The organism is Corynebacterium kroppenstedtii (genome assembly GCF_016894245.1).
In the GTDB taxonomy this organism is placed as follows: domain Bacteria; phylum Actinomycetota; class Actinomycetes; order Mycobacteriales; family Mycobacteriaceae; genus Corynebacterium.
This window is the reverse complement of the sequence record NZ_CP069792.1, coordinates 1,196,104-1,211,781: the sequence shown is the minus strand read 5'-3', so window position 1 is coordinate 1,211,781 and position 15,678 is coordinate 1,196,104. Positions and strand designations below refer to the sequence as shown.

Below are 15,678 nucleotides of genomic sequence, written 5' to 3'. Positions count from 1 at the left end.
ATAGATTACCGCCGGACCCACGTCCACGAAATGACTCGTGGTTCGTCCTCATCGAAATCGACGGGATCTGCGGACGTGGACGGGTCGCCCCCAGCAGAGGCGTCGTTTCCAGGGGACGCATCGCTGCCACCCGTCGCGCGCTCAAGGCGGATCAACAGATAATCCTGCTCCAGCGCATCGGCCATATCGGCCGCCCATTCCGCCACGACGATGCTATCGGGAATGCGCGTATCCAAATCCAGCGAATCGAGGGCGCCGATCGGATCCGTCGTGGTATCGCCCAGAAGGCGATACGCGTCAACGTGGATGAGCGGCACCGGGCCGGGATGTTCGCGGGCGATAGTAAACGTCGGCGACGTTACACGGCCTGATACATGCAAACCTCTGGCCAGCCCCTGCGTAAACGTGGTTTTCCCCGCACCCAGTGGCCCGTCCAACACGACGACGTCTCCTGGCCGCAAAGCGTGAGCAATCGATTCTGCCAGAGTTTGCGTCGCCTCCGCATTACGGACGCGAACACGGCCGTCGACAAGACCGCGGCCAACATACCGTCGGTGGACGCGCGTATGCGGACTGGTCAGGATCTCGTAATGAATGGTGCCGAGGGTTTCGGCCAATTCCGTGGCCGTCGGCAATGAGGCAGGCTTGCCGTCTGAACCGGTACACTCGCCGGGTGGACCAAAAATAATTGCCTCGTCGCCCTGGTGAACTGCGCTGGCCTGCTCTGAGCCCGCTGGTCCCAGGGCGACAACAATCTGGTCCATGCACACGCGTCCGATTTGCGGATATCGACGGGAGTTGATCGCGACCTCCATACGGCCGGACAGCGCCCGTGGAATTCCGTCCGCATAACCAGCGGGAACAACGCCAGTCACTGTGTCGACGTCCGCTGTCCACGTCCCGCCATAACTCACCGATTCCCCAGCCTTGACCAACCGCTTCGCGACAATCGGCGCAGATAAAGTCATCGCCGGCTTGAGCTGTGAGACCAACGAAGAACCGGTGGACGCCGAGCGATCTGCCGGCTCCTCCAACGGATCCATCCCGTACAACGCAACGCCTGGGCGCACCATCTGATAAAACATATCCGGCCTGGTCACTGATGCCGGCGAATTACACATGTGGTTGATGCGAACGGGAATTCCGGCTGCCTGCAGCTCTTCAATCGCGGCGTCGAACTGAGCCTTTTGGCGATTGTTCGACGGGTTATCCGCGGCATCCGCGCTGGCCAGGTGGGTAAATGCGCCGGTGACGTCGATAATGGAATCACTACTTGCTGCGCTCAGTTCTCTCAGCGCTTCATCCCATTGATCGGGAGAGATCCCCGAACGGCTCAGACCCGAATCCACCATCACCGTCACGCGGGGAGGGACAAATTCCCAGTCTTCTTGGGATCGCTTGCGCTCGGTCGCTTCGTCGACAATGGCTCTGATATGCGCCAGCGTCGGAACGCCCAGGTCGATCCCGTAATCCAGGGCTGCTTTAACAGAGACGTGGCCGTCGGCGTTCCAAATCCAGGCCAGAATGGGTGCTGAAATCCCAGCACGGCGAAGCTCCACCCCCTCGGTAATCGTCGCCACACCCAGCTGAGTGGCGCCATTGGCCAAGAACACCCGAGCGGCTTCCACCGCCCCGTGGTTATACCCATTCGCTTTCACCACAGCCATCAACTCCGCTGGGTGGCCCGGATTCGCCAATTGCGCGTTTCGCGCCACGACCTGCACATTGTGCGCCAACGCGTCGCGGTCGATGGTCATGGTCAAAAGGCCGGGCAGGGCCGCGTCGCTACCGTCCGCGGATAAATGGTCACCAGATACAGCGTGGGATGAAGACTGGATGGGCATAGACATAATTGTGCCACCCACCTAGGACACGTCCGACGGAGATTCTCGAAAGGGTTTATAACCAGCGAAAACAGGGGTTTAGTGGCCTACATGTAGAGGCGCGCGCGTGCTCGCGGAATTGCCTCCGCAATAACCGACGCCGACGTCGGCGCATACCCGTCTTCGGTCTCTGCTGCGATATCAGCCGCCGATGCATGAATGACAGCAGCTCGGACAACAGTCTCCATGACGGCGGACAAAGGCAACTCAGCATCGGGACCGGCGTGACCAACGCCCTCTGCAACCAAAGCCCCAGCTAGGCCCGACAACACATCACCCGAGCCCGGCGTCGCCGCCCACGAGCAACCAGCGTCGACAACACACACTGTTACCTGCGACGATGCATCCGCCGAAGTGTCAGACGATGCATCTGCTGGGGCCGCGACCACCGTGGACCGACCTTTAAGCAACACCACACAATGCAACGCTCTCGCGACCGCCGATACCGCAGGGATACGCGGATAGTCGCTGTCTGGGTTGAGAACGTCCGTCAAGGCCTTGCGTTCCTCAGAGGACAATTCCACCAACGGTTCCGCCAGGACAGCCTTCACGACACGTCGGAATTCGCCCTGGTGAGGAGTCAAAATAACGGCACCGTCGTAGTTTTTTACCGCTCGGATCAGCGGAAACGCGTCGGACCCCGAGTCGTTTCCGTCCGATTGACACAGAGCGGTCAACCCGTCGGCGTCGATAAGAATGGGGCATCCCCGTGAGGTCTCTGAGCCACACAGGAGGTCGTGGAGGTCATCATAATTTCTCTCGACGCCACCGCCGGGGCCAACGACCCACGCCTGAACACGCCCTGACGAGGCAATATCGTCAGCCGCCACAATCTCAGGATGAGCGGCGACAACGGCGTCACGGCTCTTGCCAGCGAACCGAACCATCGCGCTCGTGGCGCGAACTGCAGCCGTCGTGCACAGCACGGCAGCGCCGGGGAACTCGAGGGATCCGGCCCGAATACCCACTACCCCACCGGTGTACTTGTCATCATGAGCCCCTGGTTCTAACGCCATCGCCGGCCACAGTGGTGACGACGCCATGTGAGGCTTCGCCACATCAGGCGCCAGCGTCACCATCCCATCGGGCAAAGCGATCTGCCGAATATCCGGCGGGGTCACCGCCCTCACGCCGGAGGCAACCAGCTCGCCATCCGCCTCGCGCTTCTCGCACTCGCTGCGGCAGGCATCGCGCAACCCACAATCCGCCTGAAGAACAACCCCACAATCGGAATTCATGGCATGGGCACGTCGAAACGCACCAAATGTCACGGTCGCTGCAGCCACTACATGCGGGGTGTGGGCAATCCCGGTATCCGCATCAATCCCGGACGGAATATCCACTGCCACCGCCGGAATCTCCGCGTCCGCGGCCGCAGCGATCCATCTGGCCGGCTCGTCGCGAAGAGGCCCATGTCCACCAATCCCCGTTACCCCGTCGATAAGAAAACACGAGGAAAAGCGGGCACGATACTGCGCCAAATCCTGAGGACCGAGATCAGCCTCCCGGGCCTCCCCGCTCTTTCCGACGACAACCCCACCCGACTTCTCGAACGCCCGGCACGCCCGTTCATGAACAGATGATCCCACGCACACAGCCACCGCGTGCCACCCACGCTGAACGAGCACAGCTCCAGCATAGAGCGCATCGCCCCCATTACCGCCGCTACCTGCGACAATAATCACCGCCGGGGAAGAAGGTTTCTCCTGGGGCAGCCCAGAAAGTCCATGTGCACCATTATCATCCGGACCCGCTGCCCGATCATTGCCGGGCACTCCCGGCACGGTCGAGAGCCACTGCACGGTATCTGCCACTGCCGTGGCCGCTTTCTGCATAGTTTCGTCGGGGAACGAATCGGACGCAATCACCCCCTCCTCCGCAGCTCGAATTGCTTCGACGGGGAGAAGGGGGTGGAACACGATGCACTCCTTATACGGCTTGCGCAGCCACTGGATCAACGGCGAATCAATCAATTATCAACGTCGTCCACCGTACTCCATATCCCGTGCTCACGGACGTATTTGGCCATCACTCACGCGCTCATCCGCGCTTCCGCCCGTCCACACCGTGCTTATTCGACGGTCACCGACTTCGCCAAGTTGCGGGGCTTGTCGATGTCCTCATTTCCGCACTCTCGGGCGATCTGGGCTGCCAAGAACTGCAGAGGAACCGTCGACAATAAAGGCTGCAAGAGTGTTGATGTCTGCGGAATCTCGATCAGGTAGTTCGCGAAAGGCTTGACAGCATCATCGCCTTCCTCCGCGATAACGATGGTTTTTGCGCCTCGCGCGCGGATCTCTTGAATGTTAGACACAATCTTCGAATGCAACACGGCCCTGCCGCGTGGGCTCGGCACTACCACTGTCACCGGAAGATTCTCTTCGATCAGCGCGATCGGCCCGTGTTTCAACTCCCCCGCGGGGAACCCTTCGGCATGAATATATGCCAGCTCCTTGAGCTTTAAGGCCCCCTCCAAAGAGACGGGGAAGCCAACATGCCGCCCTAAGAATAACATCGTCCGAATCGCACCCATCTCTCGGGCAATGTCCGTAATGTGTTCTTCTTGCTCTAAGACTTGCTGGATTTTCTCAGGAATTTGTTCCAACTCCTGGTAGATGGCGGTGACTTCATCGGGATACTTTGTCCCCCGAGCCTGTGCCAGGGCCAAGCCCACGATGTAGTTCGCCGCGATTTGCGCCAAGAAGGCCTTTGTCGACGCCACACCGATCTCGGGGCCGGCGTGGGTGTACAACACGGCGTCGGCTTCGCGCGGGATTTGCGCACCGTTGGTGTTACACACAGCCAACACCCGCGCATTCTGCATTTTCGCGTGGCGGACGGCCTCTAGGGTGTCCGCGGTTTCACCCGACTGGGATACCGCAACCACGAGCGTCCGAGAGTCGAGCACGGGGTCACGGTACCGGAACTCGCTAGCTACCTCGATCTCCACGGGGATGCGAACCCAGTGCTCAATGGCATATTTCGCCAACAATCCGGAGTGATAGGCGGACCCACAGGCGACGACGAACACTTTCTGCACTTCACGAAGCTCGTCTTCGGACAACCGCTGCTCGTCGAGGACAATTCGACCATCCTGCAGGTGCCCCGCGAGGGTGTCGCGGATAGCGGCGGGCTGCTCATTGATCTCCTTCTCCATGAAGGAGTCATAGCCACCCTTTTCCGCAGCAGCCAGATCCCAGTCAATGGTGAAGGGTTTGCCTTCTTGCTGATTACCATAAAAGTCCGTGAGCGTGTAGCCATCTTTCGTGATGGTCACTGCGGTGTCTTGGCCGATTTCTACCGCCTTGTTGGTGTGTTCAATAAAGGCGGCGACATCGGAACCCAAGAACATTTCGTCCTGGCCGATTCCGATAATCAACGGCGACGACCGTCGGGCGGCGATAATCCGGTCCGGGTAGTCAGCGTGTGTGAATAATAGGCTGAAAGCTCCCTCTAGCCGACGCAATACTGCCAGGACAGAGGCGTCGAAATCCCCCTTGTTTTGGCCTTGGTTGTACTCCAAGGCAACGAGGTGGGCTGCGACTTCCGAGTCGGTTTCGGACTTCAGTTCAATGCCGGTGTTTTCGACTTCTTCTCTGAGAGCGGCGAAGTTTTCAATGATGCCGTTGTGGACGATGGCCACTTTGCCGTCATAGGACAGGTGCGGGTGGGCATTAACATCGTTGGGCCGGCCGTGCGTTGCCCAGCGGGTGTGCCCAATTCCTGTGGTGCCGGTGAGGTGATCCGTACCGATGTGGTCGATAGCGTTTCGCAGGTTGCCCAGCTTTCCTGCTTTTTTCTCTATGTTGATGGTGCCCCGGCCGTCGAGGACGGCAATCCCTGCGGAGTCATACCCCCGGTATTCCATTCGCTCAAGAGCCGCGAGGGCGATGTTGAGGGCCTGCTTACGGCCAACGTAACCGACAATTCCACACATGGGCACGATGATACTAATTTTTGTCGATACCGGCTGCTTCATCCACCCCATTCCGGTCGATATGTGGTGTCATCTCGACGTTTACCCCGCTCGTCGGTTACTGTTTTTCTTGTGGCTGACAAACTTTCATCGCTCGTAGCTCATCTTGATAAACGTGGCCCACACCGGGTTCTCGTGGGAGACCTCGATTATGTCGGGATCCCTGGCAAGGTCTATCTTCCCGCGAACGGCAATAACGTTCCCGGTGTTGTCTTCGGTCACGACTGGATGACCGATATTTCCGCATACCACGGCACTCTTCGCCATTTGGCGAGTTGGGGCATCGCCGTCGCTGCACCGGATTCCGAAACTGGTTTCAAGCCGAACCCCGGTGCCTTTGCCAATGACCTAATGACCTGCATGTCTGTGATCTCGGGTGTCCAGATGGGACAAGGTTCTATTACTGTTCACCCGGAGAAACTTGTGCTGGCTGGGCATGGTTTCGGCGCTAGTGCGGCTGTTCTTGCCGCGGCCGGCGAATGGGGTTCCTCGGTGTCCTCGGATTCCGAGGTGTCCGCCCATTCGGTCTCGGTGGGGTCCGGATCTATTACTACATCTGATACTCCGGGGCCGAAGGGTTTAACCGGTGTAGCTGCCATTTTCCCGCGCAGTACGTCCCCGCGGGCGTCGGACGCTGCGGAGAACATCGAGGTCCCCGGCCTCATTTTGGCCCCTGGTCAAGATTCTATTCTTATTGGCGACGAGTCCCTCCGCATCGCTGCGAACTGGAAGGGCGATTCCTATTACCGACGCGTGAACAAGGCTTCGCAATCGGTGATGTCGGAAAAGGTTGTGAAGAATATGATGCTGGGGCTGGGTTCGCCCGGCTTTTCGCAGCGTGCTGCACTTCGCGGGCTGCTTGTCGCTTTCGTCCGTGCGACGGCGGAGGGCGACAAGAAGTACAGTGGCGTCTTGTCCGATGAGGACCTCAAGGGTACCGAGTTCTTGGAACGCGATGACATTGCGAATGAACTCCCTGAAAACGCTGATGTGATGGAGCGACTACGCGACGCACTGTAGCTGAGACACGCGGACCGGGCGATGCTAGCCGGGGGAAAGCGTCCTAATGCTGCGTCAGCCAGCGGCGATGTTAGCTACGTATTGCCCGAATACCTCCACCCCGAGGACTGCCCTGTGACCGTGGCGTATGAGAACCGCGGGGGTTCCCTGCCTGCGAGCCGCGAGAATTGTCAGCACTATCCTCGTTCGTCGTGGCACGCCCGAACGTGAAGGTCGAGTGGCCGTCAGACGCCTGATGACGGCCTTTGCGTGTGGTCGCAAACGTGGTTTCTTGGCCGATGGTGCTGCTGGCCCCTTCAGTCTTCTGGGCCTGCTGAATAATCTCTTCGAGTTTCTTGACTCGTTCACCGTATTGACGGTGAAATTCCGCGAGGTTCCTATCCATTTCTGCCCGGTGGGCGTCAACAATGGCTTGGTACGCCGCACGGTAATTATCAGTGTTACTCACCATGCCCCTGCTTTCTCTACGGTGATGCCTAAGTGTGATGTTGTGTCGTCTGCTGCGTGGATAGATATTGTTTCCTCTGGCCGATCCACGTGCGCTTCTTCCTCCACGACAGCTTCCAGTGGCTGTTGAACCGATACGTCCATTCGGATAGAAGAAGGGCCTCTCGTTTCTTCTAATGGGGCGGACTCTCCGCCACCCGAAAGGGCACACTCTTCAGGTGTTTTGTGAGTCCAGTCAGGTGCCCCTTGAGTGCTTTCAATCGTGAGACCACTAGCCATCTGCGTACACGTTCGTCCCGATGACGGTGGCGTCGATTTCCTTGGGGAGGACGGCGTCGCCGGTGAAGGACTATCACTCACCATTGGTGACGATTCGTTCCTCGCCACACCATCGCCGCCTCGCGACGTCACAGCATCACAATGCTGTAGCGCTATCGGTGGCTCTACCGGGCACGCTCCACACAGGCTGACCTGCTCTGTACAGTGTGTCGATAATGTCCCCAACGCCTCACCAATCGCACGATCACGCGCCTTCACCTGATTCAAGAGGAGCAATCCCGCTGCGTTTCCCACTTGTGTCAGAGCATGCATAGCTATCTTTTTCGCAGGTGGGGGCAAAGGCAGGATCAAGGGCAATCCCGTCTCCACCACCGTCGTGAATAAATCGACCACATCCTCCATTGCCGAATCGGTATGTTCCATCACGGATTGGAGCGCGTCCGCACACGCATCACTGGATTCGGCGGTGGCCGAGTGGCCGTCGGCAAGAGAAATGAGCCACTCGCCGACCTTGTCCACCGCCTCACTAATCAATCCCTCGGCTACGTCGACAAGCGAATCAGATGCCCGGCCGCCACTGCTACGCACCGCCATAAAATACGGGACCATGCGTCGTAACGTGTCGGCGCTTTCACGCAGCGGGTCCCACTCCACCCCCGAGGCGCGCATCACGTCAATCTTCAATTGATTCCCTGACACCACCGGGTGATACAGCACCCCTGAAAAAGCGGCACCCAGCATCAGAGCATGGCTTGCTGCCGAATACTCTGCCGCACTCTCAATTTGCTGGGACAGGGTGCTCATCGCTCCACCGCCGCTTCCACCGAGGGCTCCAAGTTCGCGAACGCAGCAGTATTGGCATCATCGGCACCGACAATCTGGGACACAACACTATCCGCTGACAGCCCCTGAGCAGCGGCAACCTCACACGCCCGACGGGACAACTCGTGGAGTGCGTCCAGCTCACCCGCAATAGCCAGCCCCTCCTGCACCCACGAAAAACCAGTATGCACGGGCATAAATGGCACTGGCGAGCCAACGATCACTGATTCGACATCCTGCCCCGCGCTCGCGTACAACGACGAACGCGCGGACGCCTCTGGTGCAGAGACAACAAGCTCCCCCATTACATCCCCCCTGAAATTCGTAGCGATTATCTCATGGCTGACGCCATGATCCCCACCGCAAAATTATGCCAGACTGCTACGACATCGCCCACCCCTCGCATCATCCGCACATAGTGCTATAGATCACACGTTCGCAGCTTGCGTACTAGTTACACACTCGCGACGACGGCAGCCAACCGACCGGCGATTTTCCGCGCCGTGGCACCGTCCCCAGCTTCCACCATCACGCGGAAAAGTTCCTCCGTGCCGGACGGACGCAAGAGCACGCGACCCGATTCGCCCAGTTCCTCTTCGGCCTCGGTGATCGCCGTCCGAACAGCCTCATCATTGGTAATGGCTGCTTTGTCAGTGACCGGCACGTTGATCAACGTCTGCGGGAGAACCCTCATCACCGACGCCAACTCGGATAGCGTCTTCCCCGTTTGAGCCATCCGGGCCATCACGCTCAGGCCGGTAAGCGTGCCGTCTCCCGTCGTCCCGTGCTCTGGGATAACGATGTGCCCGGACTGTTCGCCACCCAGGCTGTAATCACCAGCATTCAGGTCAGCCAGCACATAGCGGTCGCCGACCTTCGTCGTACGGACATCAATGCCCTGGTCTTTCATCGCAAGCTTCAGGCCGAGGTTCGACATCACCGTTGCGACGAGGGTCGACTTCTTCAGTTCCCCGCCCTCTTTCATTGCGATCGCGAGGATCGCCATGATCTGGTCACCGTCGACAACATTGCCCTCAGAATCGACGGCCAAGCAGCGGTCTGCGTCGCCGTCGTGCGCTAGGCCGAGGTCAGCGTGGTGTTCCAGCACAGCGCGTTGCAAAACATCGATATGCGTCGATCCACAGTTTTCGTTGATATTGAACGCGTTGGGTTTGTTAAAAATCGGGACGACATCGGCACCGGCAGCCTGATACGCCATGGGTGCGGCCGTCGAGGCAGCACCGTTAGCACAATCCACCACAACCCGAATTCCATCCAATGGCGTGGGCACAGCCCCTGCGAGGTGGAACAGATAGCGCTCCAGGGCGTCAGGGGATTCCTCGACAATACGACCAATTCCCGCACCCGTCGGGCCAGTCTCGGACAATTCCAACATGGTGGCTTCGATTTCCGCCTCGACCGCGTCGTCAAGTTTGAGGCCACCAGCCGCGAAGAACTTAATTCCATTATCGGGCATAGGGTTGTGGCTGGCGGAAATAACAACGCCCATGTCAGCGCCATAATCATCGGTCAAGAACGCCACAGCGGGGGTCGGAATGACGCCCACGCGAAGGACGTCGACACCCTGGCTAGCCATCCCTGCGGACAACGCGGCGGACAACATTTCCCCCGACACACGCGGGTCACGCCCCACAACAGCGACAGGCCGACGGCCACCCTTTCGGTTGGCGGTCAGCACCTTTGCCGCAGCAGACCCCAACTTCATTGCCAACGGCGCGGTTAACGTCTTATTCGCAAGACCACGAACACCATCAGTGCCGAAGTAACGTCGTCCCATCTGGTCTACCCTTTCCCACTGTCCAGCATTGGCTTTTCGGCGTGTGCACTTCACAAGCCTAGCTACCACAATCCGGCAGCCCGAGTCGAAGCGCTTACGCCCGGGATGCTTTATAACTGAGCCAACAGTCTAATAGGACGGGCCTCGTAACACCGCACTGCGCAGAAACAGACTGTGGATAAGTGATTGTGCAACGGTGGGCTGTGGATAAGTCGACTATTGATGAGCGGTGTGCCACACGCCCCATATCGATTCGGTGTCGATCTACTACCAATATGTAGCCGGTGACCCGATATACGTAACTAGATACGTAGCTAGTTCCCCGTTAGCACGCACCACGATATACGCTATGTCATCGGCGCCGCTGTACTGTTGCGGATCCGCCTTTGCTCCTGTTGTTCACTTCGACGTACCGGGAAGTTGTATGCCACGCCCCGTAGGAAAATCCACCTATCTCCCTGGATTAGACGGCCTCCGCGCCATCGCTGTCATCGCTGTTCTGCTCTACCACCTGTCAGTTCCTTACTCCGACGGCGGGCTACTCGGTGTCGGCGTCTTTTTCACCTTGTCGGGGTATCTGATCACGTCGATCCTGGTCAGGCAGTGGGACCGTGATGGTCACATCAAATTTGGCCAATTCTGGCTTCGACGTTTCCGCAGGCTACTCCCCGCGGTCATCACCGTTGTGATGACGGTAATGATGCTCACCGCCTTCCTCGACCACGGGAATTTAGCGAAGCGAGGTTGGGAAGCACTGTCCGCACTGTTCTATTACAACAACTGGTATGAAATCGCCGCCGGTGACTCGTACTTCGACATGTTTGGTGGGCCTCAACCACTGAGCCACATGTGGTCACTAGCGGTGGAAGAACAGTTCTACCTTGTGTGGCCTTTTGTGTTCACCGCAATCACATTCCTGTGGCAGCGTCGTAAACATTCGCACGGTTACGCTGCGATTACGTGCTTGATCCTCGCCGCCATATCGGGTGTGTGGATGGCATACTTGGTGGAGCCAGGCGTCGATCACACTCGCGTCTACGAAGGAACGGATACCCGCGCATTAGGGCTGCTCATCGGCGCGTCTCTGGCTTTCGTGTGGAAGCCCGGCGTCGCCCCCTCTAACGTCTCCGGATCCGCCAGCGGCACACAAGCTTCACGGTCCTGGCGTTCCAACGCTCTCGCCCGTCATCTTCTTGACCTCGTCGGGCTGGCCGGTTTGGCTGTCGTCATTTTCATGATGGTCCGTACCGACGATAACGCCATGTGGCTCTACCAGGGAGGATTCGCAGTTCTCGCCCTGGCCACCGCCGCGGCTCTGCTGCCCCTTGCCGACGAGCACTCGTGGATGACCCGCATCGTTGGCCTTCCGCCTTTGCGCTGGTTGGGCGAGCGCTCCTACGGCATCTACCTCTGGCACATGCCTGTGATTGCGTTCGCGCCCGATGGGTTCGTCGAGAATCACTTGATTATTGCAGGGCCTGTGCTGTCCGCGATATCTGTCATTCTGGCTGCCCTGTCCTGGACATTGATCGAGGACCCAGTCCGCCGGCATGGAGTTGTTGCACTGGCACGTAAGTGGTGGTCAGGCCACGTGTCGGAAAACGCGTCCGGCACCGCAGCGAGCCCAGCAGTCTCTCGCCGACGCGGGACGCCGCCGGTCCTCACCGGGGTTGCCTCGGTCATCCTTCTCGCGATTCTCGCCGCCGGATTGCCTAAAGCTCTTGCCGACGGGTCGAATGGCTCGTCGTCCAACGATCCGATGGCTGCAATCGGCGGCAGTGGAACCGACGGGGCGGTCAAAGTCGGTGGAGACAACGGTAACGGGCAGGGAAACGGTGCCGACAACCCCGACGCATCGTCGGCAAGCGGTAAGGATGGTAAAGCCACTGCTCAAGGGAGGAATGCTGGGATTGACTGCTCAACGGTGATCCATATTGGCGATTCCACCTCTATCGCGCTCAATTCACCCGACTACCTGCCGGATCCGGCGGACCGCGTGGGCGCGCAATACAAGCGTGTGGGCGCGAAGGATGTGTACCTGGACATCAAGGGAGCACGGGCCGTTATTGAGCGGTATAAAGATGATCCGAACGCTACGGAAGTCGTCACCAACATGGAGAGCCACCACTACAAAGACGCGTGCTGGGTGATGGCTATTGGAACCAACGACGCCGCTAATGTCACCGCTGGCAATCAGACGTCGGCGGAGGACCGTATCCGCACGATTATGGACATTGTCAAGGACGAGAAGCACGTGCTGTGGCCGACGGTGAAAACCGTGAATGCTGCCCAGTCCGCCTACGCTAACTCGGGTATGCAGCATTACGACGAGGCGCTGCGGAAGATGTACAAGGAGTACCCCAACCTGCGTCTTTACGATTGGGCCGGTGAAGTGCAAGATGGCTGGTTCATTGACGACGGGATCCATCCGAATACCGTGGGCGCCAAGGAAAAAGGTCGACGTTTTGCCGACGCGCTGACCCAGGCATTCCCGGCGGAAAAGAAGCCCGCCAGCCAGTGCACGGTCGGTAGCGGCGACTGAGAGGTGTGAAGGCGCTGGCTTCACACTGTCGCCGGCGCTGTCCCCTAGAAACCGAGCGGACTATTCACTCCGTTAGGCACATACACCGTCGGGTTCAGACGTCATATAGGAAAACCCCTTGCTCTGCCGAATTATATGGCAGGACAAGGGGGTTTTGCGCATATAACGCAGCCCGGCAAGCCGGGTAAAAGCGATATTTAACGCTTCGAGTACTGCGGAGCGCGACGAGCTTTGTGCAAACCAGCCTTCTTGCGCTCAACCTCGCGAGCATCGCGGGTGAGGAATCCGGCCTTCTTGAGGGCGCTGCGGTCAGCCGGGTTGTAGGCGTTCAGTGCCCTGGCGATCGCGAGGCGGAAAGCACCGGCCTGACCCGAAGGGCCGCCACCCTTGAGGTTCGCCTTGATATCGAACTGGCCTTCACGCTCAATGAGGGTGAGGGGAGCCTTAATGAGCTGCTGGTGCAGCTTGTTCGGGAAGTAATCTTCCAAGGCGCGGCCGTTACAGGTGAACTCGCCGGAGCCAGCGGTCATCACGACGCGAACAACGGCGCGCTTGCGACGGCCCACGGTCTGAATCGGGAAGTCGCGCTGCTCGGGCTCAGCAACAGCTTCTTCTTCGACCTCAGTGGCGACGGAATCGCCGATGGTGGAAACGAACTCTTCGCTCGCTGCCTGGGCGGCGATGAAGTCGGCCTCGTTAGCCTCGTCCTGAATCTGGTTTTCGGTGTTCTCGCTCACTACTGTGCCACCTGCTTGATCTCGTAGTTCTCGGGCTTCTGGGCAGCGTGACGGTGCTCGCTACCTGCGTACACGTGAAGCTTCTTGATAGATGCGCGGGAAAGCTTGTTGTGCGGCATCATACCGGCGATAGCTTCTTCGATGACGCGCTCCGGGTGCACCTCGAGCGAACGACCCAGGGTCATGGTGGTCAGACCACCCGGGTATCCGGAGTGACGGTAACGGAATTCACGCTCGCGCTTATTTGCGGAAACGCGAACCTTATCGGCGTTGATAATGATGACGTGATCGCCACAGTCAACGTTCGGTGCAAAAATCGGCTTACGCTTACCACGCAGCAGATCAGCAGCCTCAACGGCGAGGCGGCCGAGCACCACGTCGGTGGCGTCGATGACGTACCACTTACGGGTAATGTCACCGCTCTTCGGGTGGAAAGTAGACAACATGACTCCTTGAAAGTCTGTCTGAAACTGCCAGCCACAAAATTGAACAGGCTAACTACCGTCAGTCTGCTGCCGCGGCGGCCGGTGGAGACCCGCGACTCATGTCACATTGCCGATGTGGCGTTGTATCAGCATCACATCACTACTCACGCCGTGCCCCTTGGAGCGCCTCCGTCACCGCGGTTTTTCACGGTGATGTACGTTCTTGATGGAGGGCGTGAGGGGCGCGGAACGCGTAGTTTCTACCACAGCTTCAACGCTGCATCGACAACTCGACACACAGATAGTTGACAGTACCGGAATGGGTGCGAGCAGTTCAAGTAAGCGCGCGTTATCAGTGCCGGAGCATTACACAGAGGTCGGCGGCCACTCATCATCCACGGTCCCTACTCTCCTCTTCCCTACCGTTAACGCAGAGCATCCTGCAGAACTGTGGCAAACCGTTCCATCCCCGTCTTCATCACGGGAATGCTATTTCCCGCGAAGGAAAACCGTATGGAGAGCTGCCCTTTCAGCTTTGTGTCTGCGTTGATTGTCGTGCTGTTCTTTCTTTCGACGTTCCGATAGACCGAGGTTGGTTGAGAGTCATGCGGGAAAAATTCCGTGCCCGGAACGAAAGCGATTTCGTGGTCAATTGCTTCATCGATGAGCGACAGCGTATTCACCTGTGGACGTAGTTCGTCCGGGAAATCTATCCATACAAACATGCCGCCTTCGGGGTCGGTGATGTGAGTCCCGTCGGGAACGATGTCGAGTAATTCTGTACGCAGTGCATTGCATCGGGCCCGGTACGTTGATCGCATTGTTTCTAGGGCGCGGTCACGGGAGGAGACGCCGTCGGGTTCTACTCTGTTGAGCCACAGTGCAGCAGCACGCTGGTCGATCACGGATCCGTGGAGTGTCGATACTTGTTTGGCAACCACCATTGGTTGGAGTAGCCAATCTGGTAATAAGGCTGCCCCGATGCGGAACGCCGGTGACAAGAATTTCGACAGACTGGCCAGGTAGACTGCACCGGATTCGGACTCGTAGGTGTGACAGAGAGGTTCACGCACGTTCCCGTCGAAGGCTAAAGGTGAATATGCGTCGTCCTCAACTAATAAACTGCGGTGGCCTGCGAGAACACGCCGCACGGCATCTTTCCGACAATCGGTCATTGAGTGGCCGGTGGGGTTTTGGAAGACCGGGATGAGGTAGGTGATGACGGGGTCGTAGTCCCGTAGTGCGCGCTCGAGTTCCGAGGGGATGATGCCATTATCGTCGCACGGCACGGGGATGACCCGCGCTCCAGCCATGGTGAAGGCTTGAATCGCCGCGGGATAGGTGGGGGCTTCAACCAGAACGGTGTCCCCTGGATTAATGATGACGCGGGCGAGCAAAAACAGTATTTCCTGGCTGCCTGTGGAGATAAGGATGTTGTCCGCGCGGGCGGGCAGGTGCCGGCGTCGCATTTCCTGAGCCATAGCTTGCCGTAGTTCGGGTTCGCCTTCTGTCACGGAGTATTGGAAGATGTCGGGCCCGCCGTTGTCTAACACTGTTCGGACGCATTCTGCGATGCCCGATGTGTCCAGGAGCGTTGGGTCTGGGGCTCCACCGGCGAAGCTGATGAAGTCGTCGTGGCTGATGTATCCCAGGAGGTCTCGAGTCATAGAGCGGGCGACGTGGGAGAATTCGCGGTTGAGCGGTAGCAATGGGCTTCCTCAGTGTCGGTCGGTGTGTCGTCAAAAAGTG

12 protein-coding genes are annotated in these 15,678 nt (G+C 58.7%); 2 read left to right on the top strand and 10 right to left on the bottom strand.

The genetic code is table 11. The features are described from left to right. Window positions 1-5: 5 nt before the first annotated feature. The 3 genes from alr to glmS form a co-directional block, all read right to left on the bottom strand. Window positions 6-1,844, bottom strand: a complete 1,839-nt coding sequence (gene alr / locus I6J23_RS05330) for an alanine racemase (RefSeq protein WP_204582800.1) — start codon at window positions 1,842-1,844, stop codon at window positions 6-8. Window positions 1,845-1,930: 86 nt separating this feature from the next. Further along, a complete protein-coding gene (locus I6J23_RS05325) occupies window positions 1,931-3,802 on the bottom strand; it encodes a bifunctional ADP-dependent NAD(P)H-hydrate dehydratase/NAD(P)H-hydrate epimerase (protein WP_204582799.1) in 1,872 nt (623 codons plus the stop codon). Window positions 3,803-3,954: 152 nt separating this feature from the next. Then, window positions 3,955-5,820 carry a glutamine--fructose-6-phosphate transaminase (isomerizing) gene (gene glmS / locus I6J23_RS05320; RefSeq protein WP_204582798.1) on the bottom strand — a complete coding sequence of 622 codons (1,866 nt, stop codon included), beginning with the start codon at window positions 5,818-5,820 and terminating at the stop codon, window positions 3,955-3,957. Window positions 5,821-5,931: 111 nt separating this feature from the next. Here glmS and I6J23_RS05315 point away from each other — a divergent pair, with 111 nt between their 5' ends. Further along, on the top strand, window positions 5,932-6,879 hold the full coding sequence (locus tag I6J23_RS05315; protein ID WP_204582797.1) for an alpha/beta hydrolase: 948 nt from the start codon (window positions 5,932-5,934) through the stop codon (window positions 6,877-6,879). Window positions 6,880-6,949: 70 nt separating this feature from the next. Here I6J23_RS05315 and I6J23_RS05310 read toward each other — a convergent pair whose 3' ends face one another. The 4 genes from I6J23_RS05310 to glmM all read right to left on the bottom strand — a co-directional run bounded on the left by I6J23_RS05310 (window position 6,950) and on the right by glmM (window position 10,225). Next, window positions 6,950-7,330, bottom strand: coding sequence for a hypothetical protein (locus tag I6J23_RS05310; RefSeq protein ID WP_204582796.1), 381 nt, complete (start codon window positions 7,328-7,330; stop codon window positions 6,950-6,952). Next, window positions 7,324-8,409: a hypothetical protein gene (locus I6J23_RS05305; protein WP_204582795.1), complete on the bottom strand. Its 1,086-nt coding sequence runs from the start codon at window positions 8,407-8,409 to the stop codon at window positions 7,324-7,326. The genes I6J23_RS05310 and I6J23_RS05305 overlap by 7 nt, the downstream gene beginning before the upstream one ends. Then, complete coding sequence (locus tag I6J23_RS05300; RefSeq protein WP_204582794.1) at window positions 8,406-8,732, bottom strand: hypothetical protein; 327 nt, start codon at window positions 8,730-8,732, stop codon at window positions 8,406-8,408. Before I6J23_RS05300 ends, I6J23_RS05305 begins: the two co-directional genes overlap by 4 nt. Window positions 8,733-8,881: 149 nt before the next feature. Next, the gene (gene glmM, locus I6J23_RS05295) at window positions 8,882-10,225 is read right to left on the bottom strand and encodes a phosphoglucosamine mutase (RefSeq protein WP_204582793.1); all 1,344 of its coding nucleotides are present in this window, start codon (window positions 10,223-10,225) and stop codon (window positions 8,882-8,884) included. A 349-nt stretch (window positions 10,226-10,574) separates the two neighbouring features. On the opposite strand from glmM, the gene I6J23_RS05290 reads away from it, so the two are divergent. Further along, window positions 10,575-12,767, top strand: a complete 2,193-nt coding sequence (locus tag I6J23_RS05290) for an acyltransferase family protein (protein WP_204582792.1) — start codon at window positions 10,575-10,577, stop codon at window positions 12,765-12,767. A 197-nt stretch (window positions 12,768-12,964) separates the two neighbouring features. Here I6J23_RS05290 and rpsI read toward each other — a convergent pair whose 3' ends face one another. The 3 genes from rpsI to I6J23_RS05275 all read right to left on the bottom strand — a co-directional run bounded on the left by rpsI (window position 12,965) and on the right by I6J23_RS05275 (window position 15,638). Beyond that, complete coding sequence (gene rpsI, locus I6J23_RS05285; protein ID WP_012732358.1) at window positions 12,965-13,504, bottom strand: 30S ribosomal protein S9; 540 nt, start codon at window positions 13,502-13,504, stop codon at window positions 12,965-12,967. Next, window positions 13,504-13,947, bottom strand: a complete 444-nt coding sequence (rplM, locus tag I6J23_RS05280; RefSeq protein ID WP_204582928.1) for a 50S ribosomal protein L13 — start codon at window positions 13,945-13,947, stop codon at window positions 13,504-13,506. The genes rpsI and rplM overlap by 1 nt, the downstream gene beginning before the upstream one ends. Window positions 13,948-14,354: 407 nt before the next feature. Next, window positions 14,355-15,638 (bottom strand): PLP-dependent aminotransferase family protein, encoded by a 1,284-nt coding sequence (locus tag I6J23_RS05275; RefSeq protein ID WP_204582791.1) that lies wholly within the window; start codon window positions 15,636-15,638, stop codon window positions 14,355-14,357. Between the last annotated feature and the right edge of the window lie 40 nt (window positions 15,639-15,678).